20 protein-coding genes are annotated in these 17768 nt (G+C 73.2%); 11 read left to right on the top strand and 9 right to left on the bottom strand.

Annotated features, from left to right (window positions below):
• Positions 1-24: 24 nt before the first annotated feature.
• Entirely contained in the window at positions 25-654 is a 630-nt protein-coding gene (gene idi / locus OVA32_RS02655) for an isopentenyl-diphosphate Delta-isomerase (protein WP_020626536.1), read from the top strand.
• Between the two features lie 30 nt (positions 655-684).
• On the opposite strand, the gene trxA is transcribed toward idi, so the two are convergent.
• Positions 685-1125: a thioredoxin gene (trxA, locus tag OVA32_RS02650; RefSeq protein ID WP_051995255.1), complete on the bottom strand. Its 441-nt coding sequence runs from the start codon at positions 1123-1125 to the stop codon at positions 685-687.
• Between the two features lie 212 nt (positions 1126-1337).
• Here trxA and aroQ point away from each other — a divergent pair, with 212 nt between their 5' ends.
• Both aroQ and OVA32_RS02640 read left to right on the top strand, forming a co-directional pair.
• Complete coding sequence (aroQ, locus tag OVA32_RS02645) at positions 1338-1790, top strand: type II 3-dehydroquinate dehydratase (RefSeq protein ID WP_144819710.1); 453 nt, start codon at positions 1338-1340, stop codon at positions 1788-1790.
• Positions 1791-1886: 96 nt separating this feature from the next.
• Entirely contained in the window at positions 1887-2369 is a 483-nt protein-coding gene (locus OVA32_RS02640) for a pyridoxamine 5'-phosphate oxidase family protein (protein WP_036316730.1), read from the top strand.
• A 75-nt stretch (positions 2370-2444) separates the two neighbouring features.
• Here the strand turns inward: OVA32_RS02640 and rlmN are convergent, their stop codons facing one another.
• Together rlmN and OVA32_RS02630 are read right to left on the bottom strand one after the other, a co-directional pair.
• On the bottom strand, positions 2445-3842 hold the full coding sequence (rlmN, locus tag OVA32_RS02635; RefSeq protein WP_036384305.1) for a 23S rRNA (adenine(2503)-C(2))-methyltransferase RlmN: 1398 nt from the start codon (positions 3840-3842) through the stop codon (positions 2445-2447).
• Entirely contained in the window at positions 3835-4707 is an 873-nt protein-coding gene (locus tag OVA32_RS02630) for an oxygenase MpaB family protein (RefSeq protein WP_267715082.1), read from the bottom strand. Before OVA32_RS02630 ends, rlmN begins: the two co-directional genes overlap by 8 nt.
• Positions 4708-5052: 345 nt before the next feature.
• Here OVA32_RS02630 and OVA32_RS02625 point away from each other — a divergent pair, with 345 nt between their 5' ends.
• Complete coding sequence (locus OVA32_RS02625) at positions 5053-5325, top strand: three-helix bundle dimerization domain-containing protein (protein ID WP_081091283.1); 273 nt, start codon at positions 5053-5055, stop codon at positions 5323-5325.
• A gap of 256 nt (positions 5326-5581) precedes the next feature.
• Here OVA32_RS02625 and OVA32_RS02620 read toward each other — a convergent pair whose 3' ends face one another.
• A complete protein-coding gene (locus OVA32_RS02620) occupies positions 5582-6826 on the bottom strand; it encodes an isochorismate synthase (RefSeq protein WP_129867022.1) in 1245 nt (414 codons plus the stop codon).
• Between the two features lie 198 nt (positions 6827-7024).
• On the opposite strand from OVA32_RS02620, the gene OVA32_RS02615 reads away from it, so the two are divergent.
• The 4 genes from OVA32_RS02615 to OVA32_RS02600 are packed head-to-tail and all read left to right on the top strand — an operon-like array spanning position 7025 to position 10945.
• On the top strand, positions 7025-7792 hold the full coding sequence (locus OVA32_RS02615) for a low molecular weight phosphatase family protein (RefSeq protein WP_267715076.1): 768 nt from the start codon (positions 7025-7027) through the stop codon (positions 7790-7792).
• A gap of 39 nt (positions 7793-7831) precedes the next feature.
• The gene (locus OVA32_RS02610; protein WP_010079981.1) at positions 7832-8212 is read left to right on the top strand and encodes a metal-sensitive transcriptional regulator; all 381 of its coding nucleotides are present in this window, start codon (positions 7832-7834) and stop codon (positions 8210-8212) included.
• 41 nt (positions 8213-8253) lie between these two features.
• Positions 8254-8472 (top strand): heavy-metal-associated domain-containing protein, encoded by a 219-nt coding sequence (locus OVA32_RS02605; protein WP_036339566.1) that lies wholly within the window; start codon positions 8254-8256, stop codon positions 8470-8472.
• A gap of 4 nt (positions 8473-8476) precedes the next feature.
• A complete protein-coding gene (locus tag OVA32_RS02600) occupies positions 8477-10945 on the top strand; it encodes a heavy metal translocating P-type ATPase (RefSeq protein WP_267715073.1) in 2469 nt (822 codons plus the stop codon).
• Positions 10946-10996: 51 nt separating this feature from the next.
• Here the strand turns inward: OVA32_RS02600 and OVA32_RS02595 are convergent, their stop codons facing one another.
• Entirely contained in the window at positions 10997-11410 is a 414-nt protein-coding gene (locus tag OVA32_RS02595) for a DUF4259 domain-containing protein (protein WP_036316745.1), read from the bottom strand.
• A gap of 59 nt (positions 11411-11469) precedes the next feature.
• Between OVA32_RS02595 and OVA32_RS02590 the strand changes: the two genes are divergently transcribed.
• A protein-coding gene (locus OVA32_RS02590) for an IS5 family transposase (protein WP_119217444.1) occupies positions 11470-12364 on the top strand; the annotation gives its coding sequence in 2 pieces (ribosomal slippage) (positions 11470-11826 and positions 11828-12364; 894 coding nt in all).
• A gap of 98 nt (positions 12365-12462) precedes the next feature.
• Positions 12463-13020, top strand: a complete 558-nt coding sequence (locus OVA32_RS02585; RefSeq protein ID WP_020624655.1) for an SRPBCC family protein — start codon at positions 12463-12465, stop codon at positions 13018-13020.
• Positions 13021-13169: 149 nt separating this feature from the next.
• Here the strand turns inward: OVA32_RS02585 and OVA32_RS02580 are convergent, their stop codons facing one another.
• Both OVA32_RS02580 and OVA32_RS02575 read right to left on the bottom strand, forming a co-directional pair.
• Entirely contained in the window at positions 13170-13487 is a 318-nt protein-coding gene (locus OVA32_RS02580) for a putative quinol monooxygenase (protein WP_020624654.1), read from the bottom strand.
• Positions 13484-13924, bottom strand: coding sequence for a hotdog fold thioesterase (locus tag OVA32_RS02575; protein WP_020624653.1), 441 nt, complete (start codon positions 13922-13924; stop codon positions 13484-13486). The genes OVA32_RS02580 and OVA32_RS02575 overlap by 4 nt, the downstream gene beginning before the upstream one ends.
• 61 nt (positions 13925-13985) lie before the next feature.
• Between OVA32_RS02575 and OVA32_RS02570 the strand changes: the two genes are divergently transcribed.
• Positions 13986-14891: an alpha/beta fold hydrolase gene (locus OVA32_RS02570; protein ID WP_020624651.1), complete on the top strand. Its 906-nt coding sequence runs from the start codon at positions 13986-13988 to the stop codon at positions 14889-14891.
• 154 nt (positions 14892-15045) lie between these two features.
• Here the strand turns inward: OVA32_RS02570 and adhP are convergent, their stop codons facing one another.
• Together adhP and OVA32_RS02560 are read right to left on the bottom strand one after the other, a co-directional pair.
• The gene (gene adhP / locus OVA32_RS02565; RefSeq protein WP_036316753.1) at positions 15046-16077 is read right to left on the bottom strand and encodes an alcohol dehydrogenase AdhP; all 1032 of its coding nucleotides are present in this window, start codon (positions 16075-16077) and stop codon (positions 15046-15048) included.
• 53 nt (positions 16078-16130) lie between these two features.
• On the bottom strand, positions 16131-17654 hold the full coding sequence (locus OVA32_RS02560; protein WP_145015936.1) for an aldehyde dehydrogenase family protein: 1524 nt from the start codon (positions 17652-17654) through the stop codon (positions 16131-16133).
• Between the last annotated feature and the right edge of the window lie 114 nt (positions 17655-17768).

The following is a 17768-nucleotide window of genomic DNA, read 5'->3' as shown; positions in this document are numbered from 1 at the left end:
GGCTCGCCTGCCACACTGAGAGGCATGCAGACCCCGGCCACGCCCTCCCCGCACGACCACCCCTCCCCCGTCGCCCGACCGTGGATGGCGGCCTCGGACGTCCCGGTCGCAGGCCCCGACGACGTCGAGCGCGTGGTCCTGCTGTCCCCGGCGGGCGAGGCCGTGGGCACGGAGGCCAAGGCCACGGTCCACCGCCGCACCGAGGACGGCGGCACGCCCCTGCACCTGGCCTTCTCCTGTCACGTGTACGACGAGGCCGACCGGTTCCTGCTCACCCGCCGGGCGCTGGGCAAGGCGGCGTTCCCCGGGGTGTGGACCAACGGGTTCTGCGGGCACCCCGGCCCCGGCGAGTCCCCCGCGGAGGCCGTGCTGCGCCGCGCCCCGCAGGAGCTGGGCGTGGAGGTGTCCGACGTCGTCGAGGTGCTCCCCGACTTCCGCTACCGGGCCGCGGACGCCTCCGGCATGGAGGAGCACGAGATCTGCCCGGTGTTCCGGGCCCGGATGCACGGCGACCCCGCCCCGGAGCGGGACGAGGTCGCGGAGTGGTGCTGGGTGGAGCCGGCCGATCTGGCCGCCGCCCTGGCCGCCGTCCCCCGGGCGTTCAGCCCGTGGCTCGTGGAGCAGTGGCAGCAGGGGGCGTTCGACCCGCGGTGAGCGGCCGGCGCGGCGACGCCGCGCGGGCCGTCAGCGGCCGTTGACGTCGTCGAGGTGGGCGGCGGTGGACTGCACGGCCTCGTCCTGCCCCGGCTCGGCGTCGCCCTGCTGGCCCTGCTGCTCCTCGGCCAGGCGGCGGACCTCTGCGATGTCGAGGCCCTTGACCTGGTCGAGCAGCTGCTCGAGCGCGGTGCCCGGCAGGGCGCCGGCCTGGGAGAACACGAGCACGCCGCCGCGGAAGGCCATGAGCGTGGGGATGGAGGTGATGCCGGCCATCGCCGCCAGCTGCTGCTGGTCCTCCGTGTCGACCTTGGCGAACACGACGTCGTCGTGCTTCTCCGAGGCGGCCTCGAACACGGGGGCGAACTGGCGGCACGGGCCGCACCAGCCGGCCCAGAAGTCCACGAGCACGGTGTCGTTCTCGGCGACGGTGGAGCCGAACTCCTCGAGGGTCAGGTCCTTGGTGGCCACGGTGGGTCCTTTCGTCAGCGGGGCCGACGCGCTCACGCCGGCGATCGTCCTGCCGACCACAACGGACACCCCGCCGCACCTATTCCGCCCCACCCCACTTTCGTTCGGGAAACGGCGGCGTGTCCCGGCACTTTCGTTCGAGAAACGGGCGCCTTCCACGCACTGTCGCGGCCGAGACGGGAGCCGTCGTCGTCGCTTCCTAGACTGACCGCATGACCGCCACTCCCGCCCTGCCCCTGCTCGTGCTCAACGGCCCCAACCTGAACCTGCTCGGCACCCGCGAGCCCGAGGTCTACGGCACGGCCACCCTCGACGACGTCCGTGCGCTCACCGAGGCCCGCGCGGCCGAGCACGGGCTGACCGTGGACTTCCGACAGTCCAACCACGAGGGCGAGCTCGTCGACTGGATCCAGGAGGCCCGCACCTCCCACGGGGGTGTCCTCATCAACCCGGCCGCGTACTCGCACACCTCCGTCGCGATCCGCGATGCCCTCGCCGCCGTCGACCGGCCGATCGCCGAGGTGCACATCTCCAACGTCCACCGGCGCGAGGCGTTCCGACACCACTCGCACGTCTCCGCCGTCGCCGACGTCGTGATCGCCGGGGCGGGCGTCCAGGGCTACGCCCTCGCCGTCGACTGGCTCGCCGCGGCTGTGCGCCGCTGAGCGCTGGTCAGGACCCGGCCGGTCGGGCCTAGGGTCGGTTCGACGAGCCGGTGGCCGCATCAGGGCGCCGGCACCCGACGACGAAGGAGTCACGCCATGGGCACCCAGGATCCCCGCACCCATCTGCTCGAGAAGCTCGCGAAGGTGCACGTCTGCATGCTGACCACCGCCGAGGCGGACGGCACGCTCGTCACCCGCCCGATGGGCCTGCAGCAGGCCGAGGACGGCGGCACGCTCTGGTTCATGACGCGCTCCACCTCCGACGTCGCCGCGGACGCCCCGCAGCGCCCGGTCAACGTCGCCGTCCAGGACAAGGACTTCTGGGCCTCCCTCGCGGGCCACGGTCAGCTCGTCCGCGACGACGCCCGCAAGAAGGAGTTCTGGAACTCCGCCACCGAGGCGTTCTTCGGTGAGGGCTCGAGCCCCGAGGATCCGCAGATCGTGCTCGTGCGCGTGGACGTGAACACCGCCCAGTTCTGGGAGTCCCCGGGCGCGGTGGCCACCGCCGTCGAGATGGTGAAGGCCAAGGTCACCGGCGGGACCGCCGAGCCGGGCGACAGCGAGACCGTTCGCTTCTGACGGCGCTTCCCGACGCCGGCCTCGCGACTCGCCCGCGGAGGGGCCGGCGAGCGCCGCGCGAGGGGCCTTGGCGGGTCAGTCGACGTCCTCGGCCGCCAGCTGGCCGCACGCGCCGTCGATCTCCTTGCCGCGGGTGTCGCGCAGGGTGGTGGGGATGCCGGCGGCGTTGAGCCGGTCCACGAACTCGCGCGTCACGTCCTTCTCCGAGGCGGTCCAGATGGAGCCCGGCGTCGGGTTCAGCGGGATCGGGTTCACGTGCACCCAGCCCTTGCCCCGGGCGTTGAGCTTCTTGGCCAGCAGGTCGGCGCGCCACGCGTGGTCATTCATGTCCTTGATGAGCGCGTACTCGATGGACACCCGGCGGCCGGTGGCCACGAAGTAGTCGTACGCGGCGTCGATCGCCTCGTCCGCCTTCCAGCGCGAGTTCACGGGGATCAGCTCGTCGCGCAGCTCGTCGTCCGGCGCATGCAGGGACAGCGCGAACGTCAGCGGCACGCCCTCCTCGGCCAGCTTCCGGATGGCCGGCACCAGGCCGACGGTGGACAGCGTGATGTTCCGCGCGGACATGCCCAGGCCCTCAGGCGAGGGGTCCACCATGCGGTGCACGGCGGCCATCACGCGCTTGTAGTTGGCCAGGGGCTCACCCATGCCCATGAACACGACGTTGGTGACGCGGTCGGCGTCGTGCCCGCCGTCCTTGCGCTTGCCGCCCAGTCCGCCCTGGGCGATCACCTGGTTGGCCAGCACGATCTGCTCCACGATCTCCGCCGTGGACATGTTGCGGGTCAGCCCGGCCTGGCCCGTGGCGCAGAACGGGCAGTTCATCCCGCAGCCGGCCTGACTGGACACGCACAGCGTCACGCGGCCGGGGTACCGCATGAGCACGGACTCCACGAGCGCGCCGTCGAACAGCCGCCACAGGAACTTGACGGTGTCCCCGCGGTCGGTCTCCATGCGCCGGACCTCGGTGAGCAGCGGCGGGAAGAACGCCTCCGCGATCGCCTCCCGCTTGTCCTTGGGCAGGTCCGTCATCTGCTCCGGATCGGTGGTGTAGTGCTCGAAGTAGTGCACCGAGAGCTGCTTGGCGCGGAACGCCGGCAGCCCGATCTCCTTGGCCTTCTCCTGCCGTTCCTTCAGCGTGAGGTCGGCCAGGTGGGTGGGCGGCTGGGAGACGCGCGGCTGCTTGAACTGCAGCTGCGGTCGGCCGTCCGGGCCCATCGGCTGGGTCCAGCCCTCGGTCTTCGGCATCACCTGGGGGCGCTCGGCGGTGGCGGCCTCGCGGCGCTTGGGCGCGGAGAGCTGGTGGCCGACGCCGGCGCGGCGCATGCGCTCTCGGTCCTCGGCGAGCTGGCGCGCCTCGGACTCGTCGATCAGGCCGCGCTCGGGGCGGCCGAGGGCCGGCTTGCCGGCGCGGTCCCTCTGGCGGTTCGGGGTGGGCTTCGATCCGGGGCGGCGGGGCTGGTAGTCAGACATCGGCACCATTCTCCCAGACGGGGCGGACATCGCGGCGGGTCGCTCTCACGGCGACGGCGTCGCCCAGCTCCGGCATCCGGGGCAGCCCCCGCAGGACCCAGCGGACGACGACGCCGCGCACCGTCGCCGGCAGCGGCCGGTACAGGGTGCGCGCCAGCCCCCAGAGGCGTGCCTCCCGGACGGAGTCCCGCCCAGTCCAGGACCAGCCGAGGCCGGCGCGCACGCGGCCTGGGAGGAGACCGGCGGTGACGAACCGGGCCAGGGGCATAGCCGCCCGCAGCGGCGCGGGGACGCCCTGGCCGGAGAACAGGTCGGCGGCGACCCGCCGCGCGTCGTCCGTGACCTCGAGCCGGGCCACCCGGTCGTCCCAGTAGTCCGCAAACGCTGCGCGGTCGACCGGCCAGGCGGAGGCGGGGACCTCGAGGCTCGTGGCGAGCGGGGCGTACCCGCGGTAGAGGCGGTCGGCGTCCTCGGCGTCGAGGGCGCCCCACATCCGGCGGCGCACCTGCTCCCCCATCGCATAGAGGGTGGCGGCCACCCAGAGCTGGGCGTCCGGGTCGGCGGCGTCGTAGGGGTGGCCTCCGGCGTCGAGCCCGCGGACCGGGCGGTGCGCCGCCCGCACCCGGTCGACGACCGCGTCGCGCAACGGCGCGGCCTCGGGGAGGGTGACCGCGTAGATGTAGGCGAGCGTGTGGCGGAGCCGGCGCATCGGGTCCTCGGTGAACCGGGAGTGGACGGCGACGCCGGCCCCCACCGGCCGGTGCGCCACCTGGAGCAGGATCGCCGCACCGGCACCGGCGAGGATCACGGCCTCGCGGGCGAGGGCGGCCGCGGAGGTCGGGGCGGAGTGGCAGTCGGGGCGCATGGTCCCAGCCTCGCACCGGGCCGGGCGGAGGGGCAGGGGGCCGAGATGAACGGTGCCGTTCACCTTCTGTTCATCTTGCTGTTCGCCTGCCGCTCGTGGCGCCTCGACACGAAAGTAGCGTGATGGCGCCGATTTCGCGGCATACAGGCGGGCGCAACAGGGTGTCACAGGTCACGTTGGTGAACACGGAGTTGCACTCCGGGAGGAAATCTGTAAACTTGTTCACAAGCAGTTCACCTAGCGTTTACGGAACGCGAGGTTGGGACTCCACCGAACCCATCACCCGCGGCCCCGCCGCGACGATCCGCCGGACTCATGGTCCGGCAACCGAAGGAGGTGCTCACCGTGAGCATCAACACGACCAGCCACCACCTGCCCGCCACCCCGAGCCCCCTCATGCAGCGCCACGTGCTCCAGCGCGTCGAGGAGACCCTCCTCCGCCGCTTCGAGGGCACCGTCACCGCCGAGACCGTCCGCTCGGTCGTCCGCGAGGTCGTCGCCGACCTCAAGCGCGGCGCCCGCATCACCACCTTCCTGCCGGCCCTCGCCGAGCGCGAGGCCACCCGCCGCCTCCAGGCCGCGACGCCGGCCCACGAGGCCATGGCCGTCGCCGCCTGATCCCCCATACCGACGCGACGACCCGTCGGCCCGCCCCGCGAGGGGCCGTGGCCGGCGGGTCTTCTCGCCTCCCCGGACGCTTTCGTTCGAGAAACGGCGTCACCGCTCCTTGCTGATGCGGCCATCCGGCACCTCCGCTCCTGGACGCCGTTCCATCGCCGCCCACGCGAATCCGGCGTGCGACGCCGTTTCCCGAACGAAAGCACCGCGACACGCCGCCATTTCCCGAACGAAAGCGCGACCGGCACGGGAGGCCTCAGTCCTCGGCGACGCCCAGCGCTCGGCGCATCGGCAGGAACTTGGCCCGGATCTCCGTGACCTCCTCCTCGGGCACCGCTCCCGGGACCATCCCGCCCCCGGCCTGCAGCCGCACCCCGCCGGGCACCTGCTGGCCACAGCGCAGCGCCAGGGCGATCTCGCCGTCGCCGTCCTGGTCGAGCCACCCGACCGGGCCCGCATAGCGGCCGCGGTCCACGGGCTCGACCTCCGCGATCACCCTCACCGCGTCCGGCGTGGGGGTCCCGCCGACGGCCGCCGTCGGATGCAGCGCGGCCACCACGTCCAGCACGGTCCCCCGCCCATCCCGCAGCCGGCCGCGCACGGACGTGGCCAGGTGGTGCACGTTCGGCAGGGTCAGGACGGTGGGCGCGGGGTCGTCATCGGCGAGGTCGACGACGGGCGCCAGCGCGTCCAGCACCGACCGCGCCGCCCAGCGATGCTCCTCCGCCAACCGCGGATCAGAGGCCAGCCGCTCCCGCAGCGCGGCGTCCTCCTCCTCGTCCGCGCCGCGCGGCATGGACCCCGCCAGCACCCGCGAGCCCACGAGCCCCGCGTGCCGCGTGGCGAGGACCTCGGGCGTAGCGCCCAGCAGCCCGCCGACGGCGAACACCCAGGTCTGTGGGTACTCGCGGCGCAGCGCCCCGATCGCCCGCCACAGGTCGGCGTCGTCCGCGGGGACGGTCATCGTGCGGCTGATCACGACCTTCGCCAGCTCCCCGCCCGAGTCGGCCATCCGCGTCAGCAGCTCGCGCACCCCGGCCGCGTAGCCGGCGTCGTCCCAGGCACGGTCGGCGACGTCGGCGGGCAGGGGCGCCGCGCCGTCGGCCAGCAACCGGGCTGCACCGTCCGCGGCGACGGCGGCTGCGAGCGCGTCCGCGTCCACGTGCTGGGCCACGTCTCGCACGCCGGACGGCGTGGCGCGGCGCAGATCCGCGGGGATCCGCAGGACCGCGGGCTCGGGCGAGTCATCGGCGAAGGTCGAGGAGATCCAGCCCCGCAGCGGGGCCGTCGGGTCCGGTCGTCCGGCGACGGCGGCCTGCCACAGCGCGGAGAGCCGGTGGAGCCGGTCGGTGCCGTCCAGGAGCACGGTCCAGCCGCCCTCGCCCCGCCACGCGTCGTCCCCGTGCGCCCACAGCACCGCCCGGGCGAACGGGGGGACGGCGGCCTCGGGGGCCCCGGTCGCGGGGGCGCCGAGGTCCGGGAGCAGGGAGCGGACAGACATGGCCCCCATTCTCTCCCACCTCGGCGGACCCCCGCTCCGGGCCCGGGCCTCGGCCGCCGCCCCGACGACGGCGGCGAGCGGCGTCGTCGGGCGCGGTGGGATCCCGTCAAGGCTTGCGCCGGCACACCCGACGTCGCAGGGTGGGGGCACCCGTTCACCTCGCGTTCAGCCGACCGCCTTCCCCGGAGGACTCGCATCATGGCACCCATCCCCCCGGACCCCCACGCCGATCACGCACCGGCGGTGGACGACATGCCGCTGGACACGACGGCCGCGCCGGACATCCCCGCCGCGGTGGACCCCGTGCCGCACGGGATGGCCGCGCACGTGCTCGAGCGCGAGGTCGGGCCGCTGATGGCGCGCTTCCCCGGCGTGGCCGACGAGGCGACGGTGCGTCAGCTCCTGTTCGACTCCTACGCCGAGCTCGCCGAGACGAGCCGCCACCCGGAGATGCTGCCGACCATCTCGGTGCAGCATGCCGCCTCGCGCCTGCGCGCCAGGGCGATCAACCAGGGCAGCATCGAGTCCCGCCACCCGCGTGTGCTGTTCGTCTGCCACGGCAACGCCGGCCGCTCGCAGATGGCCGCGGCCCTGCTCGAGAACCGCACCCACGGCGAGGTCAGGGCCCGCTCGGCCGGCACGGAGCCCGCCGGCGAGGTCATCTCCACCGCGTTCGAGGCGATGAACGAGATCGGCATCCCGCTGCACCACACGTACACCAAGGGCCTGGACCCGGACGTGCTCCGGGCCGCCGAGATCGTGGTGCTCTTCGACGGCGCGGATCCGTTCGAGATCCCCGAGGGCGCGCAGGTGCAGAAGTGGTCCGTGCCGTCGATCCGCGGCATGAGCCTCGAGCAGGTGCGCGGCGTGCGCGACGCCCTGGACCTGGAGGTCCGCGGCCTGATCGCCGATCTGGGCGAAGCCCCCGCCGCCCCGCTGCCGGACGCGGACACCCGCACCGGCTGACCCCTTGACCTATACCCCCCTGGGGTATAGAACGGGGGTATGAGCACGGACAGCACGACGACGGCGCCCGCCGCCGCCTCGCCCCTTCCGTCCGCCGCGGCGGACGCCTGCGACGGCCACCGGCCCCCGCACGAGGTCCACCGGGACAAGGCCAAGCACCTGGCGCGACTGCGCCGCATCGAGGGGCAGGTGCGCGGCCTCCACCGCATGGTGGACGAGGACGTGTACTGCATCGACGTCCTCACGCAGATCGCCGCCGTCACGAAGGCGCTGCAGTCCCTCAGCCTGAACCTCACCTCGGAGCACCTGCGTCACTGCGTGGCCGAGGCCGCGGTGCAGGCCGAGGCGGAAGGCCGCACCGAGCTCATCGACGAGAAGGTCGCCGAGGCGACGGCCGCCCTCGGCCGCCTGCTGCGCTGACCGGCGCCGTCGCCCACCCACCACCGCACGAGGAGCACGAGATGACCACCACCGACCTGAAGATCACCGGCATGACCTGCGGCCACTGCGCCGCCTCCGTCCGGGAGGAGCTCGGCGAGATCGCCGGCGTCTCCGCCGTGGACGTGGACCTGAACGCCGGGGGCGTGTCCACCGCCACCGTCACCTCCGAGGGCCCCCTCGACCCCGCCGCCGCGCGCGCCGCCGTCGAGGAGGCCGGCTACACGCTGGTGGAGGCCTGACCCCATGACCCACCCCGCCTCCTCCACCCCGGCCGGCCCGCAGTCCGAGACCACCCGCCGCGTCGACCTGGACGTCACCGGCATGACCTGCGCCTCGTGCGTGGGCCGCGTCGAGCGCAAGCTGGGCAAGCTCGAGGGCGTCACGGCGTCCGTGAACCTGCCGCTCGAACAGGCGACCGTCACCGCGCCCGCCGGCGTCTCGGACGAGGAGCTCGTGGCCGCCGTCGAGAAGGCCGGGTACGGCGCCACCGTGCGCCGTCCCGCCCCGCCGGCCGGCCAGGCCGGGCACGCGGCACACGCCGGGCACGCCCACACCTCCGACCACGGCGAGGAGCACACCGCGGACCATGACGGCGTGGACCACCACGACCACATGGCCCACGGTCCGGGCGAGGACGTGCTGAAGCCGCGCCTGATCGGCGCGGCGGTGCTGACGGTGCCGCTCGTGTTGATCTCCATGGTCCCGGCGCTGCAGTTCCCGCACTGGGGCTGGGTCGCGTTCGCCCTGGCGGCGCCCGTGGCGCTGTGGGCGGCGTGGCCGTTCCACTCGGCGGCGTTCCGCGCGGCCCGGCACGGCTCGTCCACGATGGACACCCTCGTGTCCCTGGGCGTGCTCGTCTCCTTCTCCTTCTCGGCCGTGGAGCTGATCGTGGCGCCGGACATGACCGCCCACGTGGGCGGGACCATGGCGGAGATGGCCCACCACAGCCTGTACTTCGAGACGGCCGCGGTCATCACCACGTTCCTGCTGCTGGGCCGCTGGCTCGAGGCCCGCGCCAAGCGCGAGGCCGGCGCCGCGCTGCGGGCCCTCCTGGACCTGGGCGCGGCCCAGGCCACCCTCTACGACCCCGAGACCCACGACGAGCGCACGGTGCCCGCCCAGTCCCTCGCGCCGGGCGACGTCGTGCTGATCCGCCCCGGCGAGAAAGTGCCCACGGACGCCGAGGTGCTCGAGGGCACCTCCGCCGTGGACGCCTCCCTGCTCACGGGCGAGTCCGTGCCCGTGGAGGTCGGCCCCGGGGACGCCCTCACCGGCGCCACCCTGAACACCTCGGGCCGGCTCGTGGCCCGCGCGACCCGCGTCGGCTCGGACACGACGCTCGCCCAGATGGGACGGCTCGTCTCCGAGGCGCAGACCGGCAAGGCCCGCGTGGCCCGGCTGGCCGACCGGATCTCCGCCGTGTTCGTGCCGATCGTGCTCGGGATCGCCGTGCTGACCTTCGCGGTGTGGATGCTGGTGACCGGCGACCTGCCGTCCGCGCTGCGCGCCGGCGTGGCCGTGCTCGTGATCGCGTGCCCGTGCGCCCTCGGTCTGGCGACCCCGGTCGGCCTGCTGGCCGGCACCGGCCGCGCCTCGCAGCTGGGCATCCTCATCCGCGGCCCCGAGGTGCTCGAGGACTCGCGCACCGTGGACACGATCGTGCTGGACAAGACCGGCACCGTGACCGAGGGCCGCATGGCGCTCGCGGACGTCCTCGTCCTCGACCCCGCTTTCGTGGCCGAAACGGGCGCCTCCCGGAGCGCTTTCGTGGCCGAGACGGCGCCGGACCAGGCCGCCGACGTCCTGCTGACCCTGGCGGCCGCCGTTGAGCGCGGGTCCGAGCACCCGATCGCCCGCGCGATCGTGGCCGGCGCCGAGGAACGCGGCCTGACCGTGCCCGACGTGGCGGACTTTGCCTCCACAGCCGGCGGCGGCGTGTCCGGGCTGGTCGCCCTCCCCCACGACGACGGCGCCCTCGGCTCCGGCGCGCACGACGCCGCCGGCCCGGCCCCGGTCCGCGTGGCCGTCGGCCGCGGCTCCGTCCTCGAGACCGCCCTCGACGGCGGCATCCCCGCCGAGCACCGGGCCGCGTTCGAGGCCGCGGAGCAGGCCGGCGCCACGGCCGTATGGGTCGCGGTCGGCGGCCGCGTGGCCGGCGTCCTGTCCGTGCGGGACACCGTGAAGGAGACCTCGGCGGACGCCATCGCCCGGCTCAAGGAGCTCGGCCTGCGCCCGCTGCTGGTGACCGGGGACAACGCCGCCGTCGCCACCCAGGTGGCGGCCGCCGTCGGGATCCCGGCCGAGGACGTGGTGGCCGGCGTGCGCCCCGAGGACAAGGTGGACGTGGTGACGCGCCTGCAGTCCGAGGGCGCCGTGGTGGCCATGGTGGGCGACGGCGTCAACGACGCCCCGGCGCTCGCCGCGGCGGACATGGGCATCGCCATGGGCTCGGGGACGGACGTGGCCCGCGAGGCCGCGCAGATCACCGTGATGGGCGACGACCTGCACCAGGTGGTCCAGGCGCTCGACCTGAGCCGCCGCACCCTGGGGATCATCCGGATGAACCTGTTCTGGGCGTTCCTCTACAACGTGCTCGGCATCCCGGTCGCGGCCCTGGGCCTGCTCAACCCGATGATCGCCGGCGGCGCGATGGCGGCCTCGAGCGTGCTCGTGGTGCTGAACTCGCTGCGGCTCACCCGCTACGCGCGCTGAGCCGGGGCGGGGCCGAGCGCGGGCCGGGTCCACCCCGGCCCGGCCGGCCGGTCAGGGCAGGCATTCGCGGGAGTACTCGAGCCACTGCTCGAGCTCCCCGGACTCCTCCCAGAGCTGGTAGAGCTCGGAGCAGGAGGGCTCGCGGATGACCACGCCGATCAGCTCGCGCAGGGTCTCGACGTCCTCGTCCGAGAACTGGTCGATGAAGGCGGTGAGGTCCACCTCGTCCGTCTCCGCGTGCTCGAGCAGGGCCTCGAGGTCCGCGTGGTCCTCGTTCCGGGCGATCCGCACGAGCGCCCCGAGGGTGAGGAGTGCGGCGCCCTGGCTCGCGGTCAGGTGGCCCTCGTCCTCGTCGCGACGGAAGTTCTTGCGGAACTCGTCCAGGTCGAAGGTGCCGTCGAGGACCTCGTCCACGATGTCCAGCGCGGTGTCGTTCTGGAAGACGTTTCTGCCCCATGCGCCCATGACCTGACCCTAGGGCGTGTCTGAGAATAGATGCACGAGTCAGCTGAGACCCTGGGGACATGTCCCGGTTCCAGATGCTCTCTGACACCCAATGGGAGTTGATCGCCCCGATGCTCCCGACCCGGACCGGCCGCGCCGGCAGGCCGTTCGCCGACGCCCGCACCATGGTGGAGGCGATCATCTACCGGTACCGGTGCGGAATCGCTTGGAGGGATCTGCCCGAGGTCTACGGGCCCTGGCAGACCGTGTGGACCTGGCATCGGCGCTTGGCTGAAGAGGGCACATGGGACACGGTGCTGGCCACGCTGACCGCCGCCGCTGACGCCGAAGGCCTGATCGATTGGTCGGTCTCGGTGGACTCCACGATCGCCCGCGCCCACCAGCACGCGACGAACATCACCCGCCACACAGGGGGATGGATCGAACTACAAGAATCCGCGTGAGGAGCCGGCCGATCACGGCATCGGGCGCTCCCGTGGCGGGCTGAGCACGAAGATCCATCAGCTCGTGGACGGGACCGGGCTGCCGCTGGTCAGCCTGATCACCCCCGGCCAGGCAGGGGACTCCCCGATGCTGCTTCCTCTTCTGGCGCAGCTGCGCGTGACCCGGCCAGTAGGGCGGCCCCGGACCCGCCCCGAGGCCGTGCTGGGCGATAAGGCGTACTCCTCCCGGGCGATCCGCACCCACCTACGTGCCCGTGGGATCAAAGCGGTCATCCCCGAACCGGCCGACCAGCAGGGCCACCGCAGACGGCGCGGTGCCCGCGGCGGGCGCCCCGTCAGCCTCGACGCGGACGCCTACAAGGGCCGCAACGTCATCGAGCGTCAGTACGCGCACCTGAAGCAGTGGCGGGGTCTGGCGACCCGGTATGACAAGTACGCGATCGTCTACCGGTCCGCTGTGGTGCTGAATGCTGTGATCGCATGGTCCAAACGATTGTCAGACATGCCCTAGGCCCGGGGCGGGCCCCCGGCAAGAGTCCTGTGGTGTCCCGCCGAGGGGTGCCGTCGCCTCCGCTTCCGGTGTCCGCGGCGGTTCCTAGACTGGGCGGCATGAGCACCGAGCCGACCCCCTCGTCCGCCACCCCCGAGACCGAGTCCGCCGCCGCGCCGTCGTCGTCCGGGCTGCCGCAGGCCGCCCCGCAGGCGGCGTGGCCCGAGCGCGTGGAGACCGGCGAGCACCAGGTGTCCTACCGGGTCACCGTGGCCGCGCCGGCGCACGAGCTGTGGGCGATGCTCGCGGACCCGCACCGCCATCACGAGGCGGACGGATCCGGGACCGTGCGGCCGAAGGTGAGCGGGCCGCACCGGCTGGCCGTGGGCGACCGGTTCCGCGTGGCCATGCGAAAGTACGGGGTGCCGTACACGATGACGCTGACCGCCACCGCCGTGGACGAGGACGAGCTCGTGGAGTGGGCCCACCCGGGCGGACACCGGTGGCGCTGGGCGTTCCGGGACAACGGGGACGGCACCACCGAGGTCACCGAGACCTTCGACTACTCGTGGGCCCGGCCGGCCGTGCGCCGCGCGTACGAGCTGCTGCGGGTGCCGGCGGACAACGGGCGGGGCATCCAGTCGAGCCTCACGCGGTTGGCCGGCCGTCACCTCTGAACCGACCGCGTCTCAGTCGGCACTTTCGTTCGGGAAACGGCGGCGTGTCGGGCACTTTCGTTCGGGAAACGGTCGGCCCTCGCGCCGTTTCTCGAACGAAAACGCGCCGGGGACCGCCGTTTCCCGAACGAGAGCGGGGGGCGCGGGGGTCAGACGGCGGACCAGTGGGTCGCGGCCGGCGGCTGCGCCAGGTGCGGGGTGACGAGCGCCCGCCACGCGAGGAACGCGTCGGACTCGCGGAAGGCCACGGTGTGGTCCTCGAGCGTGCGCCAGCCGATCAGCAGCCGGTAGCGCGCCGGGTCCTCCACCTGCCGGGACAGCGCGAAGGACGTCGCGCCCTTGTCCCGGAACAGCGGCTCGGCCTCGGCGACGGCGGCCTCGAACGCCGCCTCCGCCCCCGCGGCCACGTGCAGCTCCACCGACTCGACGACCGGCCCGGCCGTCGTCGCGTCCTGCCCGGCGCTCACGCGTGCACCCGCGGGCTCGTGGAGTGGCCGGTGAACCAGGCGACGAGCTGGCCGTCCGCCTCGATGCCGACCTCGATCATGCGGTCGCGGCCGAACTCCACCGACTGGCGGGCGGTCGCCACGAGGTGCGCGCCGAGCCTGGCGGGCGCCACGTAGGTGATCTCGGCGCGCCGGGTGACGGGGGCGGCGCCGAAGGTCGCCACGCAGTACGCCAGCGCCGAGTCCGCGAGGTGGAACAGGAAGCCGCCGTGGCAGATCTCGTGGGAGTTCACCATGTCCGCGGTGACGTCGCGGTGCAGCACCACGCGCCCCTCGGCCACCTCGCCGAGGGTGACGCCGTGCTCGCGCACCGCGGGGTCGTTCGCGTAGATCTCCTCGAGGCGGGCGAGGATCTCGTCCCGGCTCTGGCCGGACGAGCTCTGGGGGGTCTCAGTCATGGGCCCATTGTGTCGCAGGTCTGTGTCGCAGGTCGCGCCGCCCCGCGCCTAGGGTGGCGGCGTGACGCAGACCCCCTCCACCCCCGTGCGCCTCCGCGCCCGCGACGGCTTCGTGCTCGCGGCCCGCCACTTCGCCCCCACGACGACGACGCCCCCGGCCCGGCCCGCCGGCGCGGTGGTGATCGCCTCGGCGACCGGGGTGAAGGCCACGTACTACCGGCGCTACGCGGAGTTCCTCGCCGGCCACGGGTTCCACGCGGTCACGTTCGACTACCGGGGCGTCGGGGAGTCCCGTGAGCCGTTCGCCGTGGCGCGGCGGGCGCGGTGGGCGGACTGGGGCGCCCTCGACGCGGACGCCGTGCTCGGCTGGGCCCGGACGCGCCTGCCCGGCCCCCTCCTGACGGTGGGCCACAGCTACGGCGGGTTCGGCATCGGGCTCGCGGACGAGGCGCGGCATGTGGCCCGGCACGTGGCCGTCGGCGGGCAGCACGCCCACTGGCGGGACTACCGGGCGCGGCCGGGGCGTGCACGGATGTGGGCGCGGTGGCACGCGGCGATGCCGGCGATCACGCTGGCCCGCGGGCACTTCCCGGGGCGGCGGCTCGGCTGGCTCGAGGACCTGCCGCGCGGGGTCGCCCTGGACTGGGCGCGCAGTCGCCGCGACTTCACCGCGAGCGCCCGCACCGGCGCCGGCCGGGACGAGCTGCGCCGTCGTCTGGCCGCGTTCACGGCGGACGCGCTGATCGTGGCGCCCGTGGACGACGACTTCGGCACCGACGCCGCCCTCGACCGCGCGGACGCCTACTCGCCGGGTCGGCAGACGGTGCGCTGGCGGGTGCGGCCGGAGGAGCTCGGTGTCGCGGAGATCGGGCACTTCGGACTGTTCCACGCTCGGTTCGCGCCGGCCTTCTGGCCGGCCACGCTGGAGTGGCTGCGCGACGGCGTCGCCCCGGCCGCGGCCCGCTGAGGCTCGCGCACCGGAATCGCTGCGGCCCGTCCCGTCCCCGCGACGACGACGGCGGCCGCCCCGGCCCGGATCTCCGGGCGGGACGACCGCCGTCGCACTGGTGCGTGTGATGTGTCGATACTACCCCGCGCCCAGCGGATGCCCAGGCGGCACGTCAGTCCTGCATCGCGTAGTCGATGACGACGCGGCCCTCGATCTTGCCGTGGCGCATCTCCTCGAACACGTCGTTGATCTCGGTGAGCGGGCGGGTGTGGAACGTCGGGTGGATCTTCCCGGCCGCGTAGAACTCGAGCGCCTCGACCATGTCCTGCCGGGTGCCCACGATCGAGCCGCGGATGGTCAGGCCCTTGAGGACGATGTCGAAGATCGGCGCGGGGAAGTCGCCCGGGGGCAGGCCGTTGAACACGATGGTGCCGCCGCGGCGGGTCATCGCGATGGCCTGGCCGAACGCCTGCGGGTGCACGGCCGTGACGAGCACGCCGTGGGCGCCGCCGATCTTCTCCTGGATCTCCACGGAGGGGTCCGCGACGTTCGCGTTCACGGTCAGCTCCGCGCCGTGCCGGGAGGCGAGCGCCAGCTTGTCGTCCGCGACGTCCACGGCCACCACGCGCATGCCCATCGCCACGGCGTACTGCACCGCGATGTGCCCCAGGCCGCCGATGCCGGAGATCACGACCCACTGCCCGGGCCGCACCTCGGTCTGCTTCAGCCCCTTGTACACCGTGACGCCGGCGCACAGGATCGGGCCGACCTCCATCGGGTCCGCGCCCTCGGGGATCACGGGCGCGTAGCGGGCGTCCACGAGCATGTACTCACCGAACGAGCCGTCCACGGAGTAGCCGCCGTTGACCTGCTCCTCGCACAGCGTCTCCCACCCGGTACGGCAGTACTGGCAGTGGCCGCACGCTCGCCACAGCCACGCGTTGCCGACCATGTCCCCGACCTTGAGGTTCTCGACGTCGGGTCCGACCTCCTCGACGATGCCCACGCCCTCGTGGCCCGGGATGAACGGCGGGGTCGGCTTCACCGGCCAGTCGCCCTCCATCGCGTGCAGGTCCGTGTGGCAGACGCCCGAGGAGATGAGCTTCACGAGCGCTTGGTGCTGGCCGGGCGTCGGGCGCTCGACCTCCGTGACGTCGGCCTCTGTGCCGAACTGGGTGACGACGGCTGCCTTCATCGTGGTCATGGGGATCACCTTTCGTGGAGTGGGGAGGGGGGTCGTGCGGTGCCGGCGTCGGCTCAGAAGAACCCGAGCTTGTCCTCGGAGTAGGAGACGAGCAGGTTCTTGGTCTGCTGGTAGTGGTCGAGCATCATCAGGTGGTTCTCGCGGCCGATGCCGGAGGACTTGTACCCGCCGAACGCGGCGTGGGCCGGGTAGGCGTGGTAGTTGTTCACCCACACGCGGCCGGCCTGGATCGCCCGGCCCGCGCGGTAGGCGGTGTTGCCGTTCCGGGACCACACGCCGGCGCCGAGCCCGTAGAGCGTGTCGTTGGCGATCCGCATGGCGTCGTCGAAGTCGGTGAACGTGGTCGTCGAGACCACCGGCCCGAAGATCTCCTCCTGGAAGATGCGCATCGAGTTGTCCCCGCGGAAGATCGTGGGCTGCACGTAGTAGCCGCCGGCCAGTTCGCCCTCCATCTCGGCGCGGGCGCCACCGATCAGCACCTCGGCGCCCTCCTGACGGCCGATGTCCAGGTAGGACGTGATCTTCTCGAGCTGGTCGTTGGAGGCCTGGGCGCCCATCATCACGTCCGTGTCGAGGGGGTTGCCGGTCACGATGCGCGAGGTCCGCTCCACGACGGCGTCGAGGAACTTCTCCGCGATCGACTCCTGCACGAGCGCCCGCGACGGGCACGTGCAGACCTCGCCCTGGTTCAGCGCGAACAGGGTGAAGCCCTCCTGCGCCTTGTCCCAGTAGGCGTCGTCGGCCGCCATGACGTCCTCGAAGAAGACGTTGGGCGACTTGCCGCCCAGCTCCAGGGTCACCGGGATGATGTTCTCCGAGGCGTACTGCATGATCAGCCGGCCCGTCGTCGTCTCACCCGTGAACGCGATCTTGCGGATGCGCGGCGACTGCGCGAGCGGCTTGCCGGCCTCGAGGCCGAAGCCGTTGACCACGTTGACGACGCCGGCCGGCAGCAGGTCCGCGATCAGCTCGATGAACACCATGATCGAGGCCGGCGTCTGCTCGGCGGGCTTGATCACGACGGCGTTGCCCGCGGCCAGCGCGGGCGCCAGCTTCCACACCCCCATCAGCAGCGGGAAGTTCCACGGGATGATCTGGCCGACCACGCCGAGCGGCTCGTGGAAGTGGTAGGCGACGGTGTCCTCGTCCACCTGGGACAGGCCGCCCTCCTGCGCGCGGATCGCGCCGGCGAAGTACCGGAAGTGGTCGATGGCCAGCGGCAGGTCCGCGTTGAGGGTCTCCCGGACGGCCTTGCCGTTGTCCCAGGTCTCCGCGACCGCCAGCATCTCGAGGTTCTCCTCCATGCGGTCCGCGATGCGGTGCAGCACGAGCGCACGCTCGGCCGCCGAGGTGGCGCCCCAGGCCGGGGCGGCCTTCCAGGCGGCGTCGAGGGCGACGTCGATGTCCTCGGCCGTGCCGCGGGCGACCTCGCAGAACACCTTGCCCGTCACGGGCGTGACGTTCTCGAAGTACTGGCCCTTGACCGGGGGTGTCCACTCTCCGCCGATGAAGTGCTCGTAGCGGGACTTGAACTCGACCTTGGCTCCCTCGGTGCCCGGGAATGCGTAGACGGTCATGGTGCTGGCTCCTTTGCCTGCGGTTGCCTCGGCGCCGGGTGGCGCCCTGCCGTGGCTGTGACCCTAGTCACAGGGAGGTTGCACGAAGGTTGCAGCCGGGCGCGGGTGAGGGGC

It is taken from the genome of Micrococcus sp. SL257, assembly GCF_026625585.1.
In the GTDB taxonomy this organism is placed as follows: Bacteria; Actinomycetota; Actinomycetes; order Actinomycetales; family Micrococcaceae; genus Micrococcus; species Micrococcus luteus.
This window is presented reverse-complemented; position numbering and strand designations above follow the sequence as displayed.

Bases quoted from the DNA above. Each gene is read 5' to 3' on its own strand.
- aroQ (WP_144819710.1), top strand. From the start codon at position 1,338: ATGACCGCCACTCCCGCCCTGCCCCTGCTCGTGCTCAACGGCCCCAAC.
- OVA32_RS02575 (WP_020624653.1), bottom strand. From the start codon at position 13,924: ATGACTGAGACCCCCCAGAGCTCGTCCGGCCAGAGCCGGGACGAGATC.
- OVA32_RS02640 (WP_036316730.1), top strand. From the start codon at position 1,887: ATGGGCACCCAGGATCCCCGCACCCATCTGCTCGAGAAGCTCGCGAAG.
- idi (WP_020626536.1), top strand. From the start codon at position 25: ATGCAGACCCCGGCCACGCCCTCCCCGCACGACCACCCCTCCCCCGTC.
- OVA32_RS02610 (WP_010079981.1), top strand. From the start codon at position 7,832: ATGAGCACGGACAGCACGACGACGGCGCCCGCCGCCGCCTCGCCCCTT.
- rlmN (WP_036384305.1), bottom strand. From the start codon at position 3,842: ATGTCTGACTACCAGCCCCGCCGCCCCGGATCGAAGCCCACCCCGAAC.
- OVA32_RS02615 (WP_267715076.1), top strand. From the start codon at position 7,025: ATGGCACCCATCCCCCCGGACCCCCACGCCGATCACGCACCGGCGGTG.
- OVA32_RS02620 (WP_129867022.1), bottom strand. From the start codon at position 6,826: ATGTCTGTCCGCTCCCTGCTCCCGGACCTCGGCGCCCCCGCGACCGGG.
- OVA32_RS02630 (WP_267715082.1), bottom strand. From the start codon at position 4,707: ATGCGCCCCGACTGCCACTCCGCCCCGACCTCCGCGGCCGCCCTCGCC.
- adhP (WP_036316753.1), bottom strand. From the start codon at position 16,077: ATGACCACGATGAAGGCAGCCGTCGTCACCCAGTTCGGCACAGAGGCC.
- OVA32_RS02585 (WP_020624655.1), top strand. From the start codon at position 12,463: ATGAGCACCGAGCCGACCCCCTCGTCCGCCACCCCCGAGACCGAGTCC.
- OVA32_RS02605 (WP_036339566.1), top strand. From the start codon at position 8,254: ATGACCACCACCGACCTGAAGATCACCGGCATGACCTGCGGCCACTGC.
- OVA32_RS02595 (WP_036316745.1), bottom strand. From the start codon at position 11,410: ATGGGCGCATGGGGCAGAAACGTCTTCCAGAACGACACCGCGCTGGAC.
- OVA32_RS02600 (WP_267715073.1), top strand. From the start codon at position 8,477: ATGACCCACCCCGCCTCCTCCACCCCGGCCGGCCCGCAGTCCGAGACC.
- OVA32_RS02560 (WP_145015936.1), bottom strand. From the start codon at position 17,654: ATGACCGTCTACGCATTCCCGGGCACCGAGGGAGCCAAGGTCGAGTTC.